The organism is Bradyrhizobium monzae, from assembly GCF_021458635.1.
Taxonomy (GTDB): Bacteria; Pseudomonadota; Alphaproteobacteria; order Rhizobiales; family Xanthobacteraceae; genus Bradyrhizobium.
This window is the reverse complement of sequence record NZ_JAIRDQ010000004.1, coordinates 556,100-578,002: the sequence shown is the minus strand read 5'-3', so window position 1 is coordinate 578,002 and position 21,903 is coordinate 556,100. Positions and strand designations below refer to the sequence as shown.

Below are 21,903 nucleotides of genomic sequence, written 5' to 3'. Positions count from 1 at the left end.
CCGTCGCCATATGTTGATGTGGCCAAATCAGTTGCTCCTATGGGGTTTGCGCGGACCGGTCGAAGTGAAGCCGCAACCAGGCTGGCCGCGCCCATCGCCAGGATGGCTCGTCGGGACGCCGATGGCTTGAAACTCACTGGACGACTCATGACGGAACGCGTCGTCGGTGGGGCATCACCGGACTCCTTCTATGGTGATCGCCATAGTATGGCGATCACCATAGCGACGTCAAGCGCGACGTGTTATGTCCACGGCATGCCACGTAAGACTGACGCCCGCGCTCGCGCGATTGCCACGGCCGAACGACTGTTTCGCATCCAGGGCTACACGGCGACTGGATTGACCCAGATCATTGAAGAGAGCGGTGCTCCCAAGGGATCGTTCTACTTTCACTTTCCGCGCGGCAAGGCACAGCTCGCAGAGGAAGCAATCGATCATTACGTTGCGAGTAGAATGGCCGTATTGCGCAGTATCTCGGCGGATACGACGGGGGATGCTCTGAATTTTGTTCGTCAGATTTTCGGCACGTTCGCGGCCGAGATGGTCGCCTCCGATTTCCAGTATGGATGTCTGATGCAAAATCTGGCGAATGAGCTGCCCGCGCTCGACGCTGAGCTGACCAAACGGGTTGCGCGCGGATTTGTCGATTCGACCGCGATCGTTGCAGAGCATTTCAGGGGCTGTGGTTTCGCTCCTGCGCGCGCATCCTCTACCGCAGCGGCATTGGTAGCCGCGCTCGAAGGCGCGCGAACGATCGCCCGCCTGGAACGCACGCCGGCTATATTCGAGGCGCTGGCGGATGTCAGTGCCCAGAGGTGGGCTGCCTCTGAAGGGTGATCCGGAACCATCATCCCTCAAAATGAAAACGGGCACGCCTTCATGTGAAGGCATGCCCGCTCAAAACTTCATTCGTGCGAAAGCGCGTACGCTTAGTGCACGCTCATCGCCTGCAACTCGTTGCTCCAGGCATTCGCGACTGCGGCTTCGCGGCTGTCGGTCAGCATGATCGGCGTGCCGTCGGCGGCGTGGAGCGCGAACAGCTTGAGGCCGGGCGCAATCTTCGGGGCTTCGGGAAACAGGCCGGGCACATCCTCGGAGCGGATCTGCTTCACATAGGCGATATGGCCTTCGCCGAGGGTTGCCAGCGTCTCGGGTGAGACGGCCTTGGCTTCGTATTCGAACGCAACGTGACCTTCACTCATGGTCTCGACTCCTTCACAGAAACTAAGCGGTCGAGTCCGCTACTCGTTCCATTATTCGTGCTCATTGATAGCGATTGTCTTAACGATCCTCTCCGGTTCAGGCCGGGCCAGATCGACCGACAACAACCCGTTCTTCAGATCCGCACCCAGCACCAGCATCCCCTCCGCCAGCACGAAGGTGCGCTGGAAGTGGCGCGCGGCGATCCCGCGATGGATGTATTGCCGGGTCTTGTCGTCCTGCTGTCGCCCGCGAATGACGAGCTGGTTTTCCTCAATGGTTACATCGAGTTGGTCGCGGGTGAATCCGGCCACCGCCAGCGTGATCCGCAAGCGCTCGGGCTGGCTGTCCGCGCCGCTGCACTTCTCGATATTGTAGGGAGGGTAGCCGTCGGCGCCTTTGACGACGCGATCGAGCACGCGCTCGATTTCGTCGAAACCCAGAAGGAACGGACTGGAAAGCGTTGGAACACGAGACATAGTTTACAAAGTCCTCTCGAAGCGACTTTGGCATTTCAGGGCCCGGAACCGGCGCCCCTTGGTCAGCAATATGGGCATATCCCCGTGGGGGTTCAAGCACCTAGCAGGGGGCTGTGGATTCACTGCTTCGCCGTCGCCCGGTCATGGTGAATCTGCCGGGTGATTTATCCCAATGAAAACAGAGCCCCTCCTACTGTGCATGGGGTTGTTTTCGCGACTTCGGCCGGAACCGGTCAGGCCTCGATCCGCGTACGCCCGTCGCCGCTGAACAAATGCAGCTTTTGGCGTACCGCCGCGACGCGGATCTTCTGGCCGATCGGCGGTGCCTCGGAGCCGGGGATGCGGACGATGATCTCGCCCGGCGGCAGTTCGCCGGGCGTAGCGGCGACGCGCTTATCGTCCTGCTGGCGTGAGCCGTAGACGAAGGTCTCGGCGCCGACACGTTCGATCGCTTCGACCGTGAGCGGCAAAGCGACGCCGCCGGCCGGGGTCTGGTCGGTGATGACGAAATCTTCCGGACGGATGCCGAGGATGCCGGCGTCGCCAGCGCCACCGAGCTGGGACTTGATCTCGTCGGGGCGCGTCGACATCAGGTTCATCGGCGGCGCGCCGATGAAGGAGGCGACGAAGGTCGTGGCCGGCTTCTCGTAGATCGCGAGCGGATTGCCGATCTGCTCGACCTGGCCGCCATTCATCACGACGAGGATGTCGGCGAGCGTCATCGCCTCGAGCTGGTCGTGGGTGACGTAGATCGACGTCGTGTTCAGCCGGCGCTGCAATTTGCGGATCTCGACGCGCATCGCGATGCGCAGTTTTGCGTCGAGGTTCGAGAGCGGCTCGTCGAACAGGAATACCTTTGGCTGGCGCACGATGGCGCGGCCCATGGCGACGCGCTGGCGCTGGCCGCCGGAGAGCTGGCGCGGCTTGCGGTCCAGCATCGGCGCGAGCTCGAGCACGCGCGCGGCTTCCTCGACGCGGGCCTTGATCTCGGCTTCCTTCATGCCGCGATTGCGCAGGCCGTAGGCCATGTTGTTGAACACGCTCATATGCGGATAGAGCGCGTAGTTCTGGAACACCATCGCGATGTCGCGATCGGCGGGCTCGACCTGGTTGACGACCTTGCCGCCGATGTCGATCTCGCCGCCGGTGACGGTCTCCAGCCCCGCGACCATGCGGAGCAGCGTGGACTTGCCGCAGCCGGAGGGGCCGACCAGCACGCAGAACTGGCCGTCGCCGACATCGACGTTGACGCCCTTGATGGCCTCGAAGCCGCCGGGATAGGTCTTGCGGACGTTGCGCAGGGTGACGTTGGCCATGTCTCTCTACTTCTCCGTCTCGACCAGGCCGCGCACGAACAATTTCTGCATGGCGACGACGACGAACACCGGCGGCAGCATGGCCAGCACGGCGGTCGCCATCACGATCGGCCATTCGGTCAGCGCATCGTTGGTGGTCATCATCTTGCGAATGCCGATCTGGATGGTCTGCATGTCGTCGCGGGTGGTGATCAGCAGCGGCCAGAGATATTGATTCCAGCCGAGGATGAAGAGGATCACGAACAGCGCGGCCATGTTGGTGCGCGACAGCGGCAGCAGCGTATCCCAGAAGAAGCGCAAGGGGCCGGCGCCGTCGATGCGCGAGGCCTCCAGCAATTCATCCGGCACGGTCATGAAGAACTGCCGGAACAGCAGCGTCGCGGTGGCGGATGCGATCAGCGGCAGCGCGAGACCGGCGTAGCTGTCGAGCATGTGCAGGTCAGCGACGATCTTGTAGGTCGGGTAGATGCGCACCTCGACCGGCAGCATCAGGGTGATGAAGATGATCCAGAAGATCGGCATCCGGAAGGGAAAGCGGAAATACACGATGCCATAGGCCGAGATGATCGAGATCGCGATCTTGCCGACCGCGATCAACAGCGCCATCACCAGCGAGTTCAGCATCATGTTGGCCACGGGCTCGCGGGTCGAGCCGCTCGTGCCGACGAAGATGGTCTGGTAGTAGACCTCGAAGAAATGGCCGCCGGGCAACAGCGACATCTGCCCGTTGGCGATCAGCGCGTTGTCCTGGGTCGAGGCGACGATGGCAACGTAGACCGGGAAGGCGACGATCGCGATCCCGATCCAGAGCACGATGTGGGCGACGTAGCGTCGAAAGCCCTCTTGCTCGACCATCAGTAGGTCACCTTGCGTTCGACGAAGCGGAACTGGATGCCGGTGAGCACGATGACCATGACCATCAGGATCACCGACTGCGCCGCCGAGCTGCCGAGGTTTCCGCCGATCAGGCCGTCGTTGTAGACCTTGTAGACCAGCGTCTCCGTCGACTTGCCGGGACCGCCGCGTGTCATGGTGTCGATGATGCCGAAGGTGTCGAAGAAGGCATAGACGATGTTGACGACCAGCAGGAAGAAGATGGTCGGCGACAGCAGCGGGAAAGTCACGGTCCAGAACCGGCGCATCGGGCGCGCGCCGTCGATCGCGGCGGCCTCGAGCACGCTCTTCGGAATGCTCGCGAGTCCTGCGAGGAAGAATAGGAAATTGTAGGAGATCTGCTTCCAGGCGGCGGCGAGGATGACCAGCGTCGCGGCCTGGTTGCCGTCCAGCAGCGGATTCCATTCGATGCCGGCGGCGCGCAGATAGCGCGAGAGCACGCCGAGCGAGGGATGCAGCATGAAGACCCAGATCACGCCGACCACGGGCGGCGCCACGGCATAGGGCCAGATCAGCAGCGTGCGATAGACCGCGCCGCCGCGTAACGGCTTGTCCGCCATCACCGCGAGCAGCAGCGCCACGGATAGCGAGGACCCCGCGATCGCAAACGAGAAGAAGAAGGTTCGGATGATCGTCTCGAAATAGGCGGGGTCACTGAACAGCTCGAGATAATTCTCGAACCAGACGAAGCTCGTCGAGAGGCCGAAAGCGTCCTGCAGCAGGAACGACTGGATGACGGCCTGCACGGCCGGCCAGTAGAAGAAAATCAGAACGATCGCGAGTTGCGGCGCAACCAGCGCGAAGGGCAGTAGCTTTGACTGGAAAATCGCTTGCTTTTGCATGATGGGGTGGCGCCGGCGGGCCGCTGATCGTGCGGCCCGCCGACGCCTGCGCCTTATTTTACGGCGGTCTTTTCGAACTGGCGCAGCATCGTGTTGCCGCGCTCGACCGAGGCATCCAGCGCCTGCTTGGCGGTCTTCTTGCCGGCCAGCGCCTGCTCGATCTCTTCCGCCCAGACGTCACGCAGCTGAACCATGTTGCCGAGGCGCAGGCCGCGCGAATTCTCGGTCGGCTCCTTGTTGGTCAGCTCGAGCAGCGGGGTCTCGAGATAGGGCTGATCCTTGTAGAAGCCCTCGGCCTTGGCCTTCTCATAGGCCGCCTTGGTGATCGGCAGATAGCCCGAGGCCTTGTGGATGTAGACCTGACGATCGGTGTCCGAGAGGAAGGTCAGGAATTTGGCGACGCCCTTGTATTCGTCGGCCGACTTGCCGCCCATCACCCAGAGCGAAGCACCGCCGATGATCGAGTTCTGCGGCGCGCCCTTGACGTCCGGATAATACGGCATCGGGGCGGCGGTGAAGTTGAACTTGGCCTGCGCCTTGACGTTGCCGAAGAAGGCCGACGAAGTCAGGTAGATCGCGCACTCACCCGAGGTGAAGCGGCCTTCGCCCTGGTTGGTGCGGCCGGCGTAGTCGTAGGTCTTGTCCTTCTGCAGCTCGACCAGCTTCTCGAGATGCTTCTCTTGCAGCGGCGCGTTGAACTCGAGCTTGGTGTCGAAGCCGTCGAGGCCGTTGGCCTTGCTGGCGAGCGGCACGTTGTGCCAGGCGGAGAGCTGCTCGAGATTGACCCAGGTGACCCAGGAGTTGGAGAAGCCGCAGGTCGGATGACCGTTGTCGTGCAGCTTCTTGGCGACCTCGAACACTTCGGGCCAGGTCTTCGGGATCTCGGCGTTGACCTTCTTCAGCTCGTCGAGATTGACCCACATCACGGTCGACGACGAGTTGAACGGGAAGGACAGCATCTCGCCCTTCGAGGTCGAGTAGTAGCCGGTGATGGCGGGCAGGTAGATCTTCGGATCGAACTTCTCGCCGGCGTCGGCCATCAGCTTGTAGACGGGCTTCACGGCGCCGGTCGCGGCCATCATGGTCGCGGTGCCGACCTCGAACACCTGCATGATGTGCGGGGCGTTGCCGGCGCGGAAGGCCGCGATGCCGGCGTTCATGGTGTCGGGATAGCTGCCCTTGTAGGTCGGGACGACCTTGTAGTCGCTCTGCGACGCATTGAAGTCGTTGGCGAGCTTGACGATGACGTCGTTGTTCGCGCCCGTCATCGCGTGCCACCACTGGATTTCAGTCGCGGCCAGCGCCGGCGAAGCCGTCATGCCAACCGCGATTGCAACAGCGGCAGCCGCTCCAAAATGTCGAAGAGCCATTAAGTAACCTCCCTTGGCCGTTCTCTTGGCCGTCAAAAAGAAGCGCTTGCGCTAGCAGCGCCATATGACGTTCACATGACTGTGTAAGCGGCCGAAACGAAAGCGGCAAGCGCTGGAAAAGGGAAGCCATCAAATAGGCGAACGCGACGCGGGCAGCCTCCTCCATTCGCGGTGCACACCAATGCCCGCGCCGCAGTGCGGCATTTGCTTAGGTGAGGAGGCGAGGCCCTAGCGCTTGCGCTCGGGCCCGCAGACCACGCCGTTCCCGACCATCGCGTCGATCTCCGCCTTTGAGTAGCCGAACTCGCCCAGCACCTCCTGGGAGTGCTGGCTGAACTTCGGCGGCAGGCGGCGCAGGCTCGGCTTGCTGCGATCGAGCCGGATCGGCGAGGCCACGCCCTTGTACCAATCCTTCTCGATGACATCGCCGCGCGCGATCGTGTGCGGGTTGGTCAGCGCCTGGTCGATCTTCTGCACGGGACCTGCGGGCAGGCCCGCGGCCAGCAGGCGATTGCACAGCGGCTCGGCCTCGTGCTGGCTGAACACCGCGGCAAGCTCGGCGCGCAGCGCATCACGATTGGCGATGCGGTCCTTGTTGCGGGCAAAGCGCGGATCGGTGCCGAGCTCGGGCTTGCCGATTTCCTTGGCGAGCTTGCGGAACGTGCCGTCATTGCCGACGCCGATGAAGATGTTGTCGGTCTTGGTCGGGAAGATCGCGTAAGGCACGAGGTTCGGATGCTCGTTCCCGGTGAGGCCGGGCGGCTTGCCATGCATGAAATAATTCGCGGTGTGCGGATGCATGATGGCGAGGCCGGTTTCGTACAGCGTCGTCTCCAGGAACTGGCCTTTGCCCGAGCGCTGCCGCTCGGACAGCGCCATCAGGATGCCGATCGCCGCATAAAGTCCGGTGGTGATGTCGACCAAGGGCACGCCGATCCGCATCGGACCGCTTTCCGGCGAGCCGGTCGCCGCGATCATGCCGGTCATGGCCTGGATGATCGCGTCATAACCGGGATTGCCGCCGCGCGGGCCGTCGGCGCCGAAGCCGCAGATCCGGCAGTGCACGAGACGCGGATATTTCTTGCTGAGCACATCGTTGCCGATGCCCCATTTCTCCAGTGTGCCCGGCTTGAAATTCTCGATCAGGACGTCCGCCGTTTCCAGCATCTTGAGCAGCACGACACGACCGCCATCGGAAGCGAGGTCGAGGCCGATCGAGCGCTTGTTGCGGTTGATGCCGACGAAATACGCCGCGTCGTCCTCGTGGAAGGGAGGCCCCCAGTCGCGCACCTCGTCGCCCGCGGGCGGCTCGACCTTGATCACGTCGGCGCCATGGTCGGCGAGGATCTGGGTGCAGTAGGGACCGCCGAGCACGCGCGTGAGATCGATCACACGCAGTCCGCTCATTGCGCCGGTTGCGGCTTCAGTCATGCCTTCGCTTCCCCTGTGTCGATCGTCGACCACAGGCCTAGCGAGGTTCGCCCAGGCCAGCAATGGCTTGTCGCGTGGGGGCGTATGCGTCGCCGCGCAATCCCGCGGCGTGGCAAATCAAGCGGAAGCGGCCGGCCCGAGGGAGATCTCGGGCCAGCCGATCCACCGAGATCAGACGACCGTCAGGCGGACGTCGACATTGCCGCGCGTCGCGTTGGAGTACGGGCACACCTGGTGCGCCTTCTCGACAAGCGCCTCGGCGTCGGCGCGGGACAGCCCCGGCAGCGAGACGGCCAGATCGATGTCGAGGCCGAAGCCACCGGCCGAGCGCGGGCCGATGCCGACAGTCGAGGTGACGGAAGCGTCGGCGGGGACCTTCGGGCCACCCTGCGAGGACACGAACTTCATCGCGCCGATGAAGCAGGCGGCATAGCCGGCCGCAAACAGCTGCTCGGGATTGTTGCCGGCGCCGCCGCCACCGCCGAGCTCCTTCGGCGTGGTGAGCTTGACGTCGAGTGCGCCGTCGAGGGTCGCAGCATGGCCGTCACGGCCGCCGGTGGCCTTTGCGCTGGTCTTGTAGAGGACGTTCACGGACATTTTCGTCTCCTCAGGGTTTTGGGGTTGGGGTGCCACCTCTATCGCAAACAATTAGATTGTGCGCAATTGAAATTTGCATGCCTCACATTTAATTGTTCGCAATTGAATGTCGGCCCGCCCGGTCCCACAATGCGGGTCAATCTCGTGAGATTCTCTATGGCCCGGAAATTATCGACCCTGGATCCGCAACGCCTCGACAACCAGATCTGCTTCGCCGTCTATTCGGCCGCGCATGCCTTCAACCGCGTCTACAAGCCGCTGCTCGACCGGCTCGGCCTGACCTATCCGCAATATCTGGTGATGCTGGTGCTATGGGAGCGCGACGACGTGCCGGTCAAGGATATCGGCGAAAAGCTGTTTCTGGATTCGGGCACGCTGACGCCGCTGCTCAAGCGGCTCGAAGCCGCACACCTCGTCAAGCGCACACGCTCGAGCGAAGACGAGCGTCGGGTCCTGATCGCGCTGACGCCGCATGGGCACGCGCTGAAGGACAAGGCGCGCAGCGTCCCGCAGTCGATCCTGGCCGCGTCGGATTGCACGGTGCCGGAGCTGGTCGCGATGAAAGACGAGATCGTCGCGCTAAGGGATCGGCTGAATGCGGTGATCGGGGAGTAGGGGCTAGCAGAGCCGCTTTTTCGAGAAGGCGCGGCCCGAGTGCGATTTGAGATATTTATCGAATGCCAGGGCCTTCATCTTGTCAGGGAAGGCGCAATACCAAACCAGCTTCCACGGCTTGAACTTGGCGGTATGGGCGGATTTACCGGCGTTGTGCTCAGGCAGCCGTCGCTTCAGATCTTCCGTGGCGCCGATATATTCTTGGTCGGGAAATTCGATGCTGCTGAGGATGTAGACGTACCACATTGACGGCTCGCGTCTGGGCAGTCGGATGGGAGGGAGTAGGAAAACCACCAGTCCGTCTTCGCCCTGCGGGCTTCGCCGGACACCAGGCTTCGCCCTTCAGGCTACGCGTGGCGCAGCCACGGGGAGCCCGAAGGGCGAAGCGTGGTGGAGCCAGGCGGGATCGAACCGCCGACCTCTTGCATGCCATGCAAGCGCTCTCCCAGCTGAGCTATGGCCCCTTAAGTCTTGGGACGATCCTTGTGGATCACTCCCGACCGGCGAGCCTGGTGACTCGCGCGGTGCACCCTTTTTCACAGATCAGGGCTGATCTCAAGTCTCTTCATCACCTCCGACATCACCAATGATGTCGGTCACGTCCTCATCGCCCTCTTCTTCGTCGGCAATGAAGGTCGAATCATCGTCATCGTCGTCGTCGAGGGTCTCGTCGACCTCGATATCGTCCTCGGATTCGGGGACGACGGCCTTGACCTTGCCGGTGTTCTCTTCGGCATCGGCCTCCTCGAGCGAGACCTCCTCGACCTCGGCCGGCTCCGGCGTGGTGTCCGCGGCAGCCGCGTGACGGGCTTCGGCGCCGCGGGTCGCGCGGGCCGGCGCCACAGGCGCAATCGGGACCACTTCGCCGGTATAGGGCGAGATCACCGGATTCTTGTTGAGGTCGTAGAACTTCTTGCCCGTGGTCGGGCAAATACGTTTGGTTCCGAGTTCGGACTTGGCCACGGCAGAGGAATCCTGGGATGTCTGAAAAGCGGTGTTTCACTTGGCTAGTTGGCGGCCCGCTGTCAATAGCGCATTACGAGAGAAAGACATGCTCGTGACGGCGGGGAGACCATGTGGTACCTGCCCGCAGCCTCTTCGGACGCATTCAAGGACACAATCTTGACCCATTCCGACAAGCCGACGCCGCTGAAGTCGCGCGCAAGCGGTCCCCTGACCGGAAAAGTACGGGTGCCCGGGGACAAGTCGATCTCCCACCGCGCCCTCATCCTGGGCGCGCTTGCTGTCGGCGAGACCCGGATTGCGGGCCTTCTCGAGGGCGAGGACGTCCTCAACACCGCCCAATCCATGCGGGCGCTCGGCGCCAGGGTCGAACGCACCGGCGATTTCGCCTGGAAGGTGCAGGGCGTGGGCGTCGGAGGCTTTGCCCAGCCCAAGGCCGCGCTGGATTTCGGCAACTCCGGTACCGGCTGCCGGCTCGTCATGGGCGCCGTCGCCGGCTGCCCGATCTCGGCGATCTTCGACGGCGATGCCTCGCTGCGCAGCCGTCCGATGCGCCGAATCCTGGATCCGCTGGAAAAAATGGGCGCCAAGGTCGCTTCTGCCGCCGAGGGTGGCCGGCTGCCGCTGACCGTTCAGGGCGCGCGCGATCCGCTGCCGATCACCTACAAGACGCCGGTTGCCTCGGCCCAGATCAAGTCGGCGGTGCTGCTGGCGGGGCTGTCTGCGCCGGGCGCCACCACTGTGATCGAGAGCGAGGCCAGCCGCGACCACACCGAGCTGATGCTGAAGCATTTTGGTGCGGATATCATCTCGGTGGCGGAGGGCGCTCACGGCCGCCGCATCACGCTGGCCGGCCAGCCCGAGCTGCGTGGTGCCACCGTCATCGTGCCCGCCGATCCGTCCTCAGCGGCCTTTCCCGTCGTTGCGGCGCTGATCGTCGAAGGTTCCGATGTCGTCCTATCGGACGTGATGACCAATCCGCTGCGCACCGGCCTTTTTACGACGCTGCGTGAGATGGGCGCGTCCATCGAGGAAAGCGACGTACGCGGTGACGCCGGCGAGCCGATGGCGCAGCTGCGCGTGCGCGCATCAAAGCTGCGCGGCGTCGAAGTGCCTCCGGAGCGCGCGCCGTCGATGATCGACGAATATCTCGTGCTCGCGGTCGCGGCTTCGTTCGCCGAAGGCACGACCATCATGCGTGGTCTGCAGGAGCTGCGCGTCAAGGAATCCGATCGGCTCGAGGCGACCGCGGACATGCTCCGCGTCAATGGCGTGAAGGTCACTGTTTCCGGCGACGATCTGATCGTCGAAGGCCGCGGCCACGTCCCCGGCGGCGGCACTGTCGCCACGCATATGGATCACCGCATCGCGATGTCGGCGCTGGTGATGGGCTGCGCGTCCGATCAGCCGGTGACAGTCGACGACACCGCCTTCATCGCCACCAGTTTCCCGGACTTCATTCCGATGATGCGGTCGCTGGGAGCCGAGTTTTCATGATCATCGCCATCGATGGACCCGCGGCCTCGGGCAAGGGCACGCTCGGCAAGCGCCTCGCCCATCATTACGGCTATCGTCACCTCGATACCGGCGTGATCTACCGCGCGGTCGCTTACGCCTTGATGCAGTCCGGCCATGATCTCCGGGACGAGGCGGCTGCGGTGCAGGCCGCGCTGGAACTCGATCCCGAAAAGTTCGGCAATCCCGCCCTCAAGACCCAGACGGCCGGCGAGGGCGCCTCGATCGTTTCGGCGATCCCCAGGGTTCGCGAGGTCCTGCTCAATTTCCAGCGGCAATTCGCTGCCGATCCGCCCGGCGCGGTGCTGGACGGCCGGGACATTGGAACCGTGATCTGCCCTGATGCCGACGTGAAGATTTTCGTCGTGGCCGACCCAAGAGTTCGCGCCCGCCGCCGCACCATGGAGGCGAGGGCACGGGGCGAGGAGGCGGATGAGGCGGCGGTGCTCGCCGACATCATCCAGCGCGACGAGCGGGACAAGAACAGGCCGATTGCGCCGCTCAAACCGGCCGCGGATGCTTACTTGCTTGATAACTCCCAACTGGATATAGAAGGCGGCGTCCGGGCCGCCATCGACATTATCGAGGCCGTCCGAGCGGGCCGGTCGCGGGGTTAAGCCGCAGCCGTCATTGGAGGAAGCGCCCGCTCCCGCTCTTTGAGGTCGATACTCTCGATCCCTGTTTGGGGTCGACGCGATCCAGGCTCCGGACAAAGATTTTCTCGTATCGAACGTGCGGGCCCAGCCGGCCCGCTTCCGCTGTTCCGGTCGCAAATCGGAGCAACGAGCGGTCGCTAGAAGGTTTTGTGGACCTTCCGACACTGCGCGTCCGATACGCCCAAAAACCCAACGGCCGGCAAGACATCCGCAACTGGAGAACAAATGGCTTCGACTTCCGCTGATACTTATAGCCCCTCGCGCGACGATTTCGCCGCGATGCTCGACGAGTCCTTCGCAGGTGGCAACCTGCAGGAGAGCTCGGTCGTCAAGGGCAAGGTGGTTGCAATTGAAAAGGACATGGCCGTCATCGACGTCGGCCTGAAGACCGAGGGCCGCGTCGCCCTGCGCGAATTTTCCGGCCCCGGCCGTGAGAGCGAGATCAAGGTCGGCGACGAGGTGGAAGTGTTCCTCGATCGCATCGAGAACGCCCTCGGCGAAGCCGTGCTGTCGCGCGACAAGGCGCGCCGCGAAGAGAGCTGGGGCAAGCTGGAGAAGGCGTTCCAGAACAACGAGAAGGTCACGGGCGTCATCTTCAACCAGGTCAAGGGCGGCTTCACCGTCGACCTCGACGGTGCCGTTGCCTTCCTGCCGCGTTCGCAGGTCGACATCCGTCCGATCCGCGACGTTGCGCCGCTGATGAACAACGCGCAGCCGTTCCAGATCCTCAAGATGGACCGCCGCCGCGGCAACATCGTCGTGTCCCGCCGCACGGTTCTCGAAGAGACCCGCGCCGAGCAGCGTCAGGAGCTGGTGCAGAACCTCGAAGAGGGTCAGGTCATCGACGGCGTGGTCAAGAACATCACCGATTACGGTGCGTTCGTTGACCTCGGCGGCATCGACGGCCTGCTGCACGTCACCGACATCGCGTGGCGCCGCGTCAACCACCCGACCGAGGTGCTCTCGATCGGCCAGACCGTGAAGGTCAAGATCATCAAGATCAACCACGAGACGCACCGCATCTCGCTGGGCATGAAGCAGCTGCTGGACGATCCGTGGCAGGGCATCGAAGCCAAGTACCCGCTGGGTGCCCGCTTCACCGGCCGTGTCACCAACATCACCGACTACGGTGCGTTCGTCGAGCTCGAGCCGGGCATCGAAGGCCTGATCCACGTCTCCGAGATGTCGTGGACCAAGAAGAACATGCACCCCGGCAAGATCGTGTCGACCTCGCAGGAAGTCGATGTGCAGGTGCTGGAAGTCGATTCCGTCAAGCGCCGCATTTCGCTCGGCCTCAAGCAGACCATGCGCAACCCCTGGGAGGTCTTCGTCGAAGGTCACCCGACCGGTTCGACCGTTGAGGGCGAAGTCAAGAACAAGACCGAGTTCGGTCTGTTCCTGGGTCTCGAAGGCGACGTCGACGGTATGGTCCATCTCTCCGACCTCGACTGGAAGCAGCCGGGCGAGCAGGTGATCGACAACTACAAGAAGGGCGACGTGGTGAAAGCCGTGGTGCTCGATGTGGACGTCGAGAAGGAGCGTATCTCGCTCGGCATCAAGCAGCTCGAAGGCGACCCCTTCGCCGAGCCGGGCGATGTCAAGAAGGGCGCGGTCGTGACCTGCGAAGTGCTCGAAGTGAAGGAAAGCGGCATCGAGGTGAAGATCGCCGGTACCGACTTCACCACCTTCGTCAAGCGCTCGGAGCTCGCGCGTGACCGCAACGACCAGCGCGCCGAACGCTTTGCCGTCGGCGAGAAGGTCGATGCCCGCGTGATCCAGTTCGACAAGAAGGCCCGCAAGGTCCAGGTGTCGATCAAGGCGCTCGAAGTCGCCGAAGAGAAGGAAGCCATCGCGCAGTACGGCTCCTCGGATTCGGGTGCGACGCTTGGCGACATCCTGGGCACCGCGCTCAAGAACCGCGACAGCAAGTAAACGAAACGTTCGTTTCGCAAGCATCAAAGCCCCGGCGCGAGCCGGGGCTTTTTTGTTGCGGCTCCGTCCGGGCTGCGCGGGGCCTTGTTTTCTTCAAATTGCGCCGCAATTGATGTATCCAGACAAGCCATTGGTCACGTTGTGACGGCACAACGCCCGCGGCCCTTCATTTGGAGATATTCCGATGTCGCTCGATTCGGACATCATCGTCGATCGCCGCAGGATCCGCCGCAAGCTGACGTTCTGGCGCGTGATGGCTGCGCTGATCGCGATCGCGGCGATCGCGGGCTTCGCGCTGATCGCGACACCCGGCGCGCGCGGCAGCTTCGCCTCCGCAGGCTCGATCGCGCGCGTCCAGATCGACGGCCTGATCCGCAGCGATTCCGAGCGGACGCGGGCGCTGGAGCGGCTGGAGAATTCGCAGGCCGCCGCCGTGATCGTTCACGTCAACTCGCCGGGCGGCACCACTGCCGGGTCCGAGCAGCTCTACGATTCCTTGACGCGCCTGAAGGCGAAGAAGCCGCTGGTCGTCGTGGTTGAGGGGCTTGCGGCGTCGGGCGGCTACATCACCGCGATTGCGAGCGATCACATCATCGCCCAGCAGAGCTCGCTGGTCGGCTCGATCGGCGTACTGTTCCAGTTTCCGAACTTTTCGGAGCTGCTGAAGACCGTCGGTGTCAAGGTCGAGGAAGTGAAGTCCACGCCGCTGAAGGCCGCGCCCAACGGTTTTGAGCCGACCAGCCCCGAGGCCCGGGCCGCGCTGGATGCGCTGGTGAAGGATTCCTATGCCTGGTTCAAGGATCTGGTGAAGCAGCGGCGTGGCATGGATGACACGCAGCTCGAAAAAGTCGTCGATGGCCGCGTCTTCACCGGACGCCAGGCGATCGATCTAAAGCTGATCGATCAGCTCGGCGACGAGAAAGCCGCCGTGACCTGGCTCGAGGAGCAGAAGGGTGTCAAGAAGGGTCTCAGCGTGCGCGATTACAAGCTCGAGCCCCGCTTTGGCGACCTGCCGTTCCTCAAGACCGCCGCTGCCGTAACGCTGGAAGCGCTTGGATTCGGCTCGATTGCGCACCAAATCGCACAAACCGGCGTCGTGCAGGCGGTCGATCGCGTCGGGTTGGATGGAATGCTGGCCCTGTGGCAGCCGGCTGCGTCGAATTGACCGGGAATAAGCGGGAACAACGCGAGCCCAGGACCTTTTTCCCGTCCGGCGGGTAGCCGTGCAGCCCGCTTTTTCGGCAAATGTCACGCATTTTCACGACGCTCAACCTTCATTTAGCGTCTTGACAGATCAAGGCATTTTCACGGAAATGGTCATCCGCACGCTCCCGGGTCCTATCTCTCGATGATCAAATCCGAACTTGTTCAGCGTATCGCCGAGCACAACCCGCATCTGTACCAGCGGGATGTCGAGAACATTGTGAATGCGATTCTCGAGGAGATCGTAGCGGCACTCGCGCGCGGTGACCGCGTCGAGCTGCGCGGCTTCGGTGCTTTCTCGGTGAAGCACCGCCCTGCACGCGCCGGCCGCAATCCGCGCACCGGCGCCCATGTCCCCGTCGATCAGAAGAGCGTTCCGTTCTTCAAGACCGGCAAGGAAATGCGCGAGCGGCTGAATCGCGATCATCCGGATCCGGGCGCCCCGGACTAACGCTGTGGTCCGGGCTTGACCGAATGGCCGCATGATGCGGCAACGAGCTTGATTCAAGACGAGCGATCGCGATGCGAAAATTCCTGACCGCGCTGATCGTGATTCCGCTGGGCCTGATCCTGGTGACCTTTGCGGTGGCCAACCGCCACTTCGTCACCGTCTCCTTTGATCCCTTCATGGCGGCCGATCCGGCGCTGTCGATCACGCTGCCGCTGTTCCTGCTGCTGATCCTGGTGGCTGCCGTGGGCGTCATCGCCGGTGGGTGCGCCGTCTGGTTCGGCCAGCGGCACTGGCGACGCGCCGCCCGCCGGAATGAGGCGGATGCCCGGGCTGCCCGGGGTGAGCTGGCCGATCTGCGGGCCCAGACGGCTCCGGCCAAGCCCGAGCCCCGGCACCTCCCGGTGCCCTCCGGGGTGGGCCTCTACGGGCCCGTTGGGCGAGACAAGCAGCGCGCGACGTTGTAGAAGCGGCCCGACTGAAAAACCCGTTTCCCGGCCGCCGCTTGCGGCCTCCACCTGCTTTGTGACCATGTCCCTGCTCGTCAAAATCTGCGGCCTGTCCACGCGCGAGACGCTCGAAACGGCGCTCGACGCGGGCGCCGACATGGTGGGGTTCGTGTTCTTTCCGCCCTCGCCCCGGCATGTGTCGCTGGAGACGGGTCGCGATCTCGGCCGGCAGGTGAAGCGGCGCGCGCTCAAGGTCGCGCTCACGGTCGATGCCGACGATGCCACGCTCGACAACATCATGGATGCGCTGTCGCCCGATATTTTTCAGCTTCACGGCAAGGAGAGCGTGGCGCGGCTGCGCGACATCAAGCAGAGATTCGGCCGCCCCGTCATGAAGGCGGTGCCGGTCGCGACATCGGCCGATCTCGCCGTGCTGCCCGGCTATGCCGCGATCGCCGACCGCATCCTGTTCGATGCGCGTGCGCCCAAGGATGCGACCCGGCCCGGCGGCCTGGGGGCGCCCTTCGACTGGCACCTGCTGGAAAATCTCGACCTGAAATTGCCCTACATGGTCTCGGGCGGGCTTCACGCCGACAACGTCGCGGAAGCCCTCCGCGTCACCGGCGCCGGTGGTGCCGACGTGTCCTCGGGTGTCGAGAGCGCCCCCGGCGTCAAGGACCCCGAGCTGATCAAGGCCTTCATTCGCGCCGCGCGCGCCACTCAAGAGTTGAGCGTTCGATGAACATCGCCAAACCAAATTCCTATCGCAGCGGCCCCGACGAGCGCGGCCATTTCGGCATCTTCGGCGGACGCTTCGTCGCCGAAACCCTGATGCCGCTGATCCTCGATCTGGAGAAGGCCTACACCGCGGCCAAGGCCGATCCGGCCTTCCAGGCCGAGATGAACGGCTATCTCAAGAATTATGTCGGCCGTCCCTCGCCGCTCTATTTCGCCGAGCGCCTCACCGAGCATCTCGGCGGCGCCAAGATTTACCTGAAGCGCGAAGAGCTCAACCACACCGGCTCGCACAAGGTGAACAACGTGCTCGGCCAGATCATGTTGGCGCGGCGCATGGGCAAGAAGCGCATCATCGCCGAGACCGGCGCCGGCCAGCACGGTGTCGCCACCGCGACGCTGTGCGCGCGCTTCGGCCTCGAATGCGTGGTCTATATGGGCGCGGTCGACGTCGAGCGGCAGCAGCCCAACGTGATCCGCATGGAGATGCTGGGCGCGACGGTGGTCCCGGTGCAGTCGGGCACGCGCACGCTGAAGGACGCGATGAACGAGGCGCTGCGCGACTGGGTCACCAACGTGCACAACACCTTCTACTGCATCGGCACGGTGGCAGGGCCGCATCCCTATCCGACGCTGGTGCGCGACTTCCAGTCCATCATCGGCAACGAGACCAGGACGCAGATGCAGGAGGTCGAAGGCCGCCTGCCGGACTCTCTCGTTGCCTGCATCGGCGGCGGCTCGAACGCGATGGGCCTGTTCCATCCGTTCCTCGACGATTCCACCGTCGAGATCTTCGGCGTCGAAGCCGCGGGCCATGGGCTGACGCAGCTGCACGCCGCGTCGATTGCAGGCGGCCGTCCCGGCGTGCTGCACGGCAACCGCACCTATCTCCTGATGGATGCCGACGGCCAGATCCAGGACGCGCATTCGATCTCGGCCGGCCTCGACTACCCCGGCATCGGCCCCGAGCATTCCTGGCTGCACGAAATCGGCCGCGTCAATTATCTCTCCGCGACCGACGACGAGGCGCTCGCCGCGTTCCAGCTGCTTTCGAAGCTCGAGGGCATCATTCCGGCACTCGAGCCCGCGCACGCCATCGCCAAGGTGATGGAGCTCGCGCCGAAGCGGCCGAAAGACCACCTGATGGTCGTCAATCTCTCCGGCCGCGGCGACAAGGACGTCCCCCAGGTCGGCGACATCCTGAAGGGCAAGACCAAGTGACCACGCGTATCGACACCCGTTTCGCCGCATTGAAGAAAGAGGGCCGCGCGGCCTTCGTCACCTATGTGATGGCGGGCGATCCCGATCCGGCGACGTCGCTCGAGATCGTCAAGGCGCTCTCGAAATCAGGCGCCGACATCATCGAACTCGGCATTCCCTTCACCGATCCGATGGCGGACGGTCCCTCGATTCAGGCGGCAGGTCTGCGCGCGCTCAAGAACGGCATGACCTTGAGGAAGACGCTGGAGCTGGTGCGCGGCTTCCGCAAGGACGACAACGGCACGCCGCTGGTGCTGATGGGCTATTACAATCCGATCTACATTTACGGCGTCGACAAGTTTTTGGCTGATGCCAAGACGGCCGGCGTTGACGGCCTGATCATCGTCGATTTGCCGCCGGAGGAAGACGACGAGCTCTGCATTCCCGCGCTGAAGGCGGGCCTGAACTTCATTCGCCTCGCGACCCCGACCACCGACGACAAGCGCCTGCCCGCGGTGCTCGCGAACACATCAGGCTTTGTCTATTACGTCTCTATCGCCGGCATCACCGGTGCAGCGGCGGCGGACGCGAATGCCGTCGGTGAAGCTGTCGCGCGCATCAAGCGGCATACCAAGCTGCCGATCTGCGTTGGTTTTGGCATCCGCACGCCGGAGGCGGCGCGCGCCATTGCCGAGAAGGCCGATGGTTCGGTGGTCGGCACCGCGCTGGTCGATGCGCTCAAGAACAGTCTCGATGCCGAGGGCCGCGCAACCGCCAAAACCGTTAACGCCGTGGCCGAGCTGACGGCGGCGCTGGCCCAGGGTGTGAGGGCAGCGAAACAAGCGGCCGAATAGGCCATAATTCCGCTCTAGGGGCGGACGACATGGCGGCTTGCCGGGCAAGGGCCCGGCCGCCATATAGTTCTTCAGGCGATCCCCTGCGGGATCGCACATCGGAGCAAACCATGAACTGGCTTACCAATGTGGTCCGGCCGAAGATCCGCAACATGCTGCGGCGGGAGACGCCGGAGAATCTGTGGATCAAGTGCCCGGATTCCGGACAGCTCGTGTTCTACAAGGACGTCGAGGCCAACCAGTTCGTCATCCCCGGCTCGAACTACCACATGCGCATGGGCGCGGTGGCGCGGCTGAAGTCGATCTTCGACAACGAGACCTGGTTCGACGTCGCTCTGCCGGACGTCACGCCCGATCCGCTCAAGTTTCGCGACGAGAAGAAATACGTCGACCGCGTCAAGGACGCGCGCGCGCGCACCAATCTGAACGACGCGGTCAAGGTCGGCTACGGCAAGCTCGAAGGCGCCGGTGTCGTCATCGCCGTGCAGGATTTCGATTTCATGGGCGGTTCGCTCGGCATGGCTGCCGGTGAAGCCCTCGTGCGCGGGCTCGAGCTGGCGGTCGAAAAGAAGTCGCCGTTCATCGTGTTCGCCGCGTCCGGCGGCGCCCGCATGCAGGAAGGCATCCTGTCGCTGATGCAGATGCCGCGCACCACGGTCGGCGTGCAGATGCTGCGCGAAGCGAAACAGCCCTACATCGTCGTGCTGACCAACCCGACCACGGGCGGCGTCACCGCGTCCTATGCGATGCTCGGCGACGTGCAGATCGCCGAGCCCGGCGCGCTGATCGGCTTTGCCGGCGCGCGCGTGATCGAGCAGACCATCCGCGAAAAGCTGCCCGAGGGTTTTCAGCGTGCCGAATATCTGAAGGAGCACGGCATGGTCGACATGGTCGTGCATCGCCACGAGTTGCGTCCGACCTTGGCAAGGCTCTGCCGCCTGCTCACCAAGGCGCCGGCGCACGAGGGCGCCTCGAAATCGGTACAGCCTGTCGTCAGCCCGGCACAGATCGTATCGGCCGCTGAGACGGCGCCGGCTGCGCCCCACGCGTGAACGAATCCTCTGACAGCGCAAAGCTGCTGCTCGATGCATTGATCGGGCGGCTGTCGGCCCTGCATCAGAAACGCATCGATCTCGGGCTGACGCGGATGCATCGCCTGCTCGAGCGGCTCGGCCATCCCGAACGCAAGCTGCCGCCGGTGATCCATGTCGCCGGCACCAACGGCAAGGGCTCGACGGTTGCCTATCTGCGCGCGACGCTGGAGGCGGCCGGCCTGCGCGTCCACGCCTACACCTCGCCCTATCTGGTCCGCATCAACGAATGTTTTCGCATCGGCCGCGTCGGCGGCGGCGTGCTCGTCTCCGACGACGAATTGCGCGCGGCGCTGGAAGAGGTCGAGCGCGTCAATGCCGGCGAGCCTGCGACGGTCTTTGAACTGAAGACCGCCGCCGCCTTGGATCTGTTCGCGCAAAATCCTGCCGACGCCGTGCTGCTCGAAGTCGGCCTCGGCGGCCGGCTCGATTCGACCAATGTGGTCGATACGCCTGCGGCCTGCGTGATCACGCCGATCAGCATGGATCACATGGATTTCCTCGGTGACACGCTGACATCGATCGCCGGCGAGAAGGCCGCGATCATCAAGCGCGGCGTGCCCGTGGTGTGCGCGGAGCAGACACCTGCAGCGATGGCCGTGATCGAGGCCGAGGCCAAGCGCATGCGCGCGCCGCTGTTTGCCGCGAACGAAAGCTGGCATGTCAATGTCGAGCATGGCCGTCTGGTCTATTCCGACGAGCGCGGCTTGATGGATCTGGCGGCGCCGCGCCTGTTCGGCCGGCATCAGTTCGACAATGCCGGCCTCGCCATCGCGACGCTGCGGGCGATTCCGAACTTCAAGGTCAACCAGGCGGCCTTCGAGGCCGGCATCGTCAGCGCCGAATGGCCGGCGCGGATGCAGCGTCTCACCTCGGGCGAGCTGCTCTCCTGGGGGCCGCAGGGCAGCGAGATCTGGCTTGACGGCGGGCACAATGCCGATGGCGGCCGCGTCGCAGCCGCTGCGCTCGGCGATCTCGAAGAGCGCGTGTCGCGGCCGCTGGTCGTGATCTCGGGCATGATGGCCAACAAGGATGCGCAGGCGTTTCTGGCCAATTTCGCCGGCCTCACCCGCCACATCATCGCCGTGCCGATTCCGGACATCGAAAACGCGATGCCGGTCGATCGTCTTGCGGACGCGGTGCGCAGCCTCGGCATGCGCGTCGAGATCGCCCCCGGCGTCGAGGCCGCCCTGCGAGCTCTGTCGAAGCTCGCCTACGAAGTGCCGCCGCGCATCCTCATCACCGGCTCGCTCTATCTCGCCGGCCACGTGCTGAGGCTCAACGGCACGCCTCCTGCATAGAAAGTCTCGTGTCCTCCATGCGAGATTGGAAATGCCAATGCGTTTTGCCGCGATTGCCGACGTCCACGGAAACTATCTCGCGCTGGAGGCGGTGCTGGCCGACATTCGCGCGCACGGCATCTCCGACATCGTCAATCTCGGCGACATGCTGAGCGGCCCGCTCGATGCACGCCGTACCATCGAGATCCTGATGGAGCTCGATGCCGTGCATGTGCTCGGCAACCACGACCGCTATCTGCTCGATCGTGCTCCGGAGAAGATGGGCTCGTGGGACCGTCCCGCGCATGCGCAGCTCAATGCGGCGCAGCTCGACTGGCTGCGTGGGCAGCCGATGATTCGGGTGTTTCGCGACCAGGTCTTCCTCTGCCATGCGACGCCCGAGGATGACGAAGTCTACTGGCTCGACACTGTGCATCCCGACGGCACGGTGGCGCTATCGCCGCTCGACCGGATCGAGCAATTTGCGCAAGGCGTCGCGCAGTCGCTGATCCTCTGCGCCCACACCCATCTTGCCCGTGCCGTGCGGCTTCGCGACGGCCGCCTGATCGTCAATCCCGGCAGCGTCGGCAGCCCCGGCTATCGCGACGTGCATCCGTTTCCGCATCTGGTCGAAGCCGGTACGCCGCACGCGCGCTATGCGATCCTCGAATTCGTTGACGCTGCCTGGCAGGTCACGTTCCGCCAGATCGCCTACGACCATGAAGCGATGGCCGCGCTCGCACGCCGCAACAATCAGCCGGAGCTCGCCAACGCGCTGGCGACGGGCTGGATCGGGTAGCGTACGATATTAGCGCACATATCAGCAGGAGCGC

At 64.0% G+C, this 21,903-nt stretch carries 24 protein-coding genes and 1 tRNA gene; 14 read left to right on the top strand and 11 right to left on the bottom strand.

Going from position 1 to position 21,903, the window contains the following annotated elements; genetic code table 11:
- Positions 1-255 precede the first annotated feature (255 nt).
- Complete coding sequence (locus tag K3F49_RS19040) at positions 256-837, top strand: TetR/AcrR family transcriptional regulator (RefSeq protein ID WP_234682524.1); 582 nt, start codon at positions 256-258, stop codon at positions 835-837.
- Positions 838-929: 92 nt separating this feature from the next.
- On the opposite strand, the gene K3F49_RS19035 is transcribed toward K3F49_RS19040, so the two are convergent.
- The 8 genes from K3F49_RS19035 to K3F49_RS19000 all read right to left on the bottom strand — a co-directional run bounded on the left by K3F49_RS19035 (position 930) and on the right by K3F49_RS19000 (position 8,129).
- On the bottom strand, positions 930-1,202 hold the full coding sequence (locus K3F49_RS19035; RefSeq protein ID WP_234682474.1) for a BQ00720 family protein: 273 nt from the start codon (positions 1,200-1,202) through the stop codon (positions 930-932).
- Positions 1,203-1,253: 51 nt separating this feature from the next.
- The gene (locus tag K3F49_RS19030; protein WP_234682473.1) at positions 1,254-1,679 is read right to left on the bottom strand and encodes an Hsp20 family protein; all 426 of its coding nucleotides are present in this window, start codon (positions 1,677-1,679) and stop codon (positions 1,254-1,256) included.
- A 233-nt stretch (positions 1,680-1,912) separates the two neighbouring features.
- On the bottom strand, positions 1,913-2,995 hold the full coding sequence (locus tag K3F49_RS19025) for a sn-glycerol-3-phosphate import ATP-binding protein UgpC (protein WP_234682472.1): 1,083 nt from the start codon (positions 2,993-2,995) through the stop codon (positions 1,913-1,915).
- Positions 2,996-3,001: 6 nt separating this feature from the next.
- On the bottom strand, positions 3,002-3,850 hold the full coding sequence (gene ugpE / locus K3F49_RS19020; protein ID WP_234682471.1) for a sn-glycerol-3-phosphate ABC transporter permease UgpE: 849 nt from the start codon (positions 3,848-3,850) through the stop codon (positions 3,002-3,004).
- The gene (gene ugpA, locus K3F49_RS19015) at positions 3,850-4,731 is read right to left on the bottom strand and encodes a sn-glycerol-3-phosphate ABC transporter permease UgpA (RefSeq protein WP_234682470.1); all 882 of its coding nucleotides are present in this window, start codon (positions 4,729-4,731) and stop codon (positions 3,850-3,852) included. Before ugpA ends, ugpE begins: the two co-directional genes overlap by 1 nt.
- A gap of 53 nt (positions 4,732-4,784) precedes the next feature.
- Positions 4,785-6,101, bottom strand: a complete 1,317-nt coding sequence (gene ugpB / locus K3F49_RS19010) for a sn-glycerol-3-phosphate ABC transporter substrate-binding protein UgpB (RefSeq protein WP_234682469.1) — start codon at positions 6,099-6,101, stop codon at positions 4,785-4,787.
- A gap of 228 nt (positions 6,102-6,329) precedes the next feature.
- The gene (locus K3F49_RS19005) at positions 6,330-7,532 is read right to left on the bottom strand and encodes a CaiB/BaiF CoA transferase family protein (RefSeq protein ID WP_234682468.1); all 1,203 of its coding nucleotides are present in this window, start codon (positions 7,530-7,532) and stop codon (positions 6,330-6,332) included.
- A 171-nt stretch (positions 7,533-7,703) separates the two neighbouring features.
- Positions 7,704-8,129, bottom strand: a complete 426-nt coding sequence (locus K3F49_RS19000; protein ID WP_027531600.1) for an organic hydroperoxide resistance protein — start codon at positions 8,127-8,129, stop codon at positions 7,704-7,706.
- Between the two features lie 156 nt (positions 8,130-8,285).
- Here K3F49_RS19000 and K3F49_RS18995 point away from each other — a divergent pair, with 156 nt between their 5' ends.
- A complete protein-coding gene (locus K3F49_RS18995) occupies positions 8,286-8,744 on the top strand; it encodes a MarR family winged helix-turn-helix transcriptional regulator (RefSeq protein WP_234682467.1) in 459 nt (152 codons plus the stop codon).
- 3 nt (positions 8,745-8,747) lie between these two features.
- Here K3F49_RS18995 and K3F49_RS18990 read toward each other — a convergent pair whose 3' ends face one another.
- From K3F49_RS18990 to K3F49_RS18980, 3 genes are all read right to left on the bottom strand, one after another.
- Positions 8,748-8,990, bottom strand: a complete 243-nt coding sequence (locus tag K3F49_RS18990; RefSeq protein WP_234682466.1) for a GIY-YIG nuclease family protein — start codon at positions 8,988-8,990, stop codon at positions 8,748-8,750.
- Between the two features lie 142 nt (positions 8,991-9,132).
- Positions 9,133-9,208 (bottom strand) — tRNA-Ala (locus K3F49_RS18985).
- 91 nt (positions 9,209-9,299) lie between these two features.
- On the bottom strand, positions 9,300-9,707 hold the full coding sequence (locus K3F49_RS18980) for a TIGR02300 family protein (protein ID WP_234682465.1): 408 nt from the start codon (positions 9,705-9,707) through the stop codon (positions 9,300-9,302).
- 111 nt (positions 9,708-9,818) lie between these two features.
- Here K3F49_RS18980 and aroA point away from each other — a divergent pair, with 111 nt between their 5' ends.
- From aroA to K3F49_RS18920, 12 genes are all read left to right on the top strand, one after another.
- Complete coding sequence (gene aroA, locus K3F49_RS18975) at positions 9,819-11,204, top strand: 3-phosphoshikimate 1-carboxyvinyltransferase (protein ID WP_452101108.1); 1,386 nt, start codon at positions 9,819-9,821, stop codon at positions 11,202-11,204.
- Complete coding sequence (cmk, locus tag K3F49_RS18970) at positions 11,201-11,839, top strand: (d)CMP kinase (protein WP_234682463.1); 639 nt, start codon at positions 11,201-11,203, stop codon at positions 11,837-11,839. Before aroA ends, cmk begins: the two co-directional genes overlap by 4 nt.
- 264 nt (positions 11,840-12,103) lie before the next feature.
- The gene (rpsA, locus tag K3F49_RS18965; protein WP_234682462.1) at positions 12,104-13,810 is read left to right on the top strand and encodes a 30S ribosomal protein S1; all 1,707 of its coding nucleotides are present in this window, start codon (positions 12,104-12,106) and stop codon (positions 13,808-13,810) included.
- Between the two features lie 184 nt (positions 13,811-13,994).
- Entirely contained in the window at positions 13,995-14,975 is a 981-nt protein-coding gene (gene sppA / locus K3F49_RS18960) for a signal peptide peptidase SppA (RefSeq protein WP_234682461.1), read from the top strand.
- A gap of 183 nt (positions 14,976-15,158) precedes the next feature.
- Positions 15,159-15,464: an integration host factor subunit beta gene (locus K3F49_RS18955; RefSeq protein ID WP_007598410.1), complete on the top strand. Its 306-nt coding sequence runs from the start codon at positions 15,159-15,161 to the stop codon at positions 15,462-15,464.
- Positions 15,465-15,535: 71 nt separating this feature from the next.
- Positions 15,536-15,928, top strand: a complete 393-nt coding sequence (locus K3F49_RS18950; protein ID WP_234682460.1) for a LapA family protein — start codon at positions 15,536-15,538, stop codon at positions 15,926-15,928.
- A 64-nt stretch (positions 15,929-15,992) separates the two neighbouring features.
- Positions 15,993-16,652, top strand: a complete 660-nt coding sequence (locus K3F49_RS18945) for a phosphoribosylanthranilate isomerase (protein WP_234682459.1) — start codon at positions 15,993-15,995, stop codon at positions 16,650-16,652.
- Positions 16,649-17,866 (top strand): tryptophan synthase subunit beta, encoded by a 1,218-nt coding sequence (trpB, locus tag K3F49_RS18940; RefSeq protein ID WP_234682458.1) that lies wholly within the window; start codon positions 16,649-16,651, stop codon positions 17,864-17,866. Before K3F49_RS18945 ends, trpB begins: the two co-directional genes overlap by 4 nt.
- Complete coding sequence (trpA, locus tag K3F49_RS18935) at positions 17,863-18,699, top strand: tryptophan synthase subunit alpha (RefSeq protein ID WP_234682457.1); 837 nt, start codon at positions 17,863-17,865, stop codon at positions 18,697-18,699. Before trpB ends, trpA begins: the two co-directional genes overlap by 4 nt.
- A 110-nt stretch (positions 18,700-18,809) precedes the next feature.
- Positions 18,810-19,751, top strand: coding sequence for an acetyl-CoA carboxylase, carboxyltransferase subunit beta (gene accD / locus K3F49_RS18930; protein ID WP_234682456.1), 942 nt, complete (start codon positions 18,810-18,812; stop codon positions 19,749-19,751).
- Complete coding sequence (locus tag K3F49_RS18925; protein WP_234682455.1) at positions 19,748-21,091, top strand: bifunctional folylpolyglutamate synthase/dihydrofolate synthase; 1,344 nt, start codon at positions 19,748-19,750, stop codon at positions 21,089-21,091. The genes accD and K3F49_RS18925 overlap by 4 nt, the downstream gene beginning before the upstream one ends.
- Before the next feature lie 37 nt (positions 21,092-21,128).
- The gene (locus K3F49_RS18920; RefSeq protein WP_234682454.1) at positions 21,129-21,869 is read left to right on the top strand and encodes a metallophosphoesterase family protein; all 741 of its coding nucleotides are present in this window, start codon (positions 21,129-21,131) and stop codon (positions 21,867-21,869) included.
- The last annotated feature ends 34 nt before the right edge of the window (positions 21,870-21,903 follow it).

Coding starts and splice junctions, on each gene's coding strand:
- K3F49_RS19040 (WP_234682524.1), top strand. CDS start 256: ATGCCACGTAAGACTGACGCCCGCGCTCGCGCGATTGCCACGGCCGAA.
- K3F49_RS19035 (WP_234682474.1), bottom strand. CDS start 1,202: ATGAGTGAAGGTCACGTTGCGTTCGAATACGAAGCCAAGGCCGTCTCA.
- K3F49_RS19030 (WP_234682473.1), bottom strand. CDS start 1,679: ATGTCTCGTGTTCCAACGCTTTCCAGTCCGTTCCTTCTGGGTTTCGAC.
- K3F49_RS19025 (WP_234682472.1), bottom strand. CDS start 2,995: ATGGCCAACGTCACCCTGCGCAACGTCCGCAAGACCTATCCCGGCGGC.
- ugpE (WP_234682471.1), bottom strand. CDS start 3,850: ATGGTCGAGCAAGAGGGCTTTCGACGCTACGTCGCCCACATCGTGCTC.
- ugpA (WP_234682470.1), bottom strand. CDS start 4,731: ATGCAAAAGCAAGCGATTTTCCAGTCAAAGCTACTGCCCTTCGCGCTG.
- ugpB (WP_234682469.1), bottom strand. CDS start 6,101: ATGGCTCTTCGACATTTTGGAGCGGCTGCCGCTGTTGCAATCGCGGTT.
- K3F49_RS19005 (WP_234682468.1), bottom strand. CDS start 7,532: ATGACTGAAGCCGCAACCGGCGCAATGAGCGGACTGCGTGTGATCGAT.
- K3F49_RS19000 (WP_027531600.1), bottom strand. CDS start 8,129: ATGTCCGTGAACGTCCTCTACAAGACCAGCGCAAAGGCCACCGGCGGC.
- K3F49_RS18995 (WP_234682467.1), top strand. CDS start 8,286: ATGGCCCGGAAATTATCGACCCTGGATCCGCAACGCCTCGACAACCAG.
- K3F49_RS18990 (WP_234682466.1), bottom strand. CDS start 8,990: ATGTGGTACGTCTACATCCTCAGCAGCATCGAATTTCCCGACCAAGAA.
- aroA (WP_452101108.1), top strand. CDS start 9,819: ATGTGGTACCTGCCCGCAGCCTCTTCGGACGCATTCAAGGACACAATC.
- cmk (WP_234682463.1), top strand. CDS start 11,201: ATGATCATCGCCATCGATGGACCCGCGGCCTCGGGCAAGGGCACGCTC.
- rpsA (WP_234682462.1), top strand. CDS start 12,104: ATGGCTTCGACTTCCGCTGATACTTATAGCCCCTCGCGCGACGATTTC.
- sppA (WP_234682461.1), top strand. CDS start 13,995: ATGTCGCTCGATTCGGACATCATCGTCGATCGCCGCAGGATCCGCCGC.
- K3F49_RS18955 (WP_007598410.1), top strand. CDS start 15,159: ATGATCAAATCCGAACTTGTTCAGCGTATCGCCGAGCACAACCCGCAT.
- K3F49_RS18950 (WP_234682460.1), top strand. CDS start 15,536: ATGCGAAAATTCCTGACCGCGCTGATCGTGATTCCGCTGGGCCTGATC.
- K3F49_RS18945 (WP_234682459.1), top strand. CDS start 15,993: ATGTCCCTGCTCGTCAAAATCTGCGGCCTGTCCACGCGCGAGACGCTC.
- trpB (WP_234682458.1), top strand. CDS start 16,649: ATGAACATCGCCAAACCAAATTCCTATCGCAGCGGCCCCGACGAGCGC.
- accD (WP_234682456.1), top strand. CDS start 18,810: ATGAACTGGCTTACCAATGTGGTCCGGCCGAAGATCCGCAACATGCTG.
- K3F49_RS18920 (WP_234682454.1), top strand. CDS start 21,129: ATGCGTTTTGCCGCGATTGCCGACGTCCACGGAAACTATCTCGCGCTG.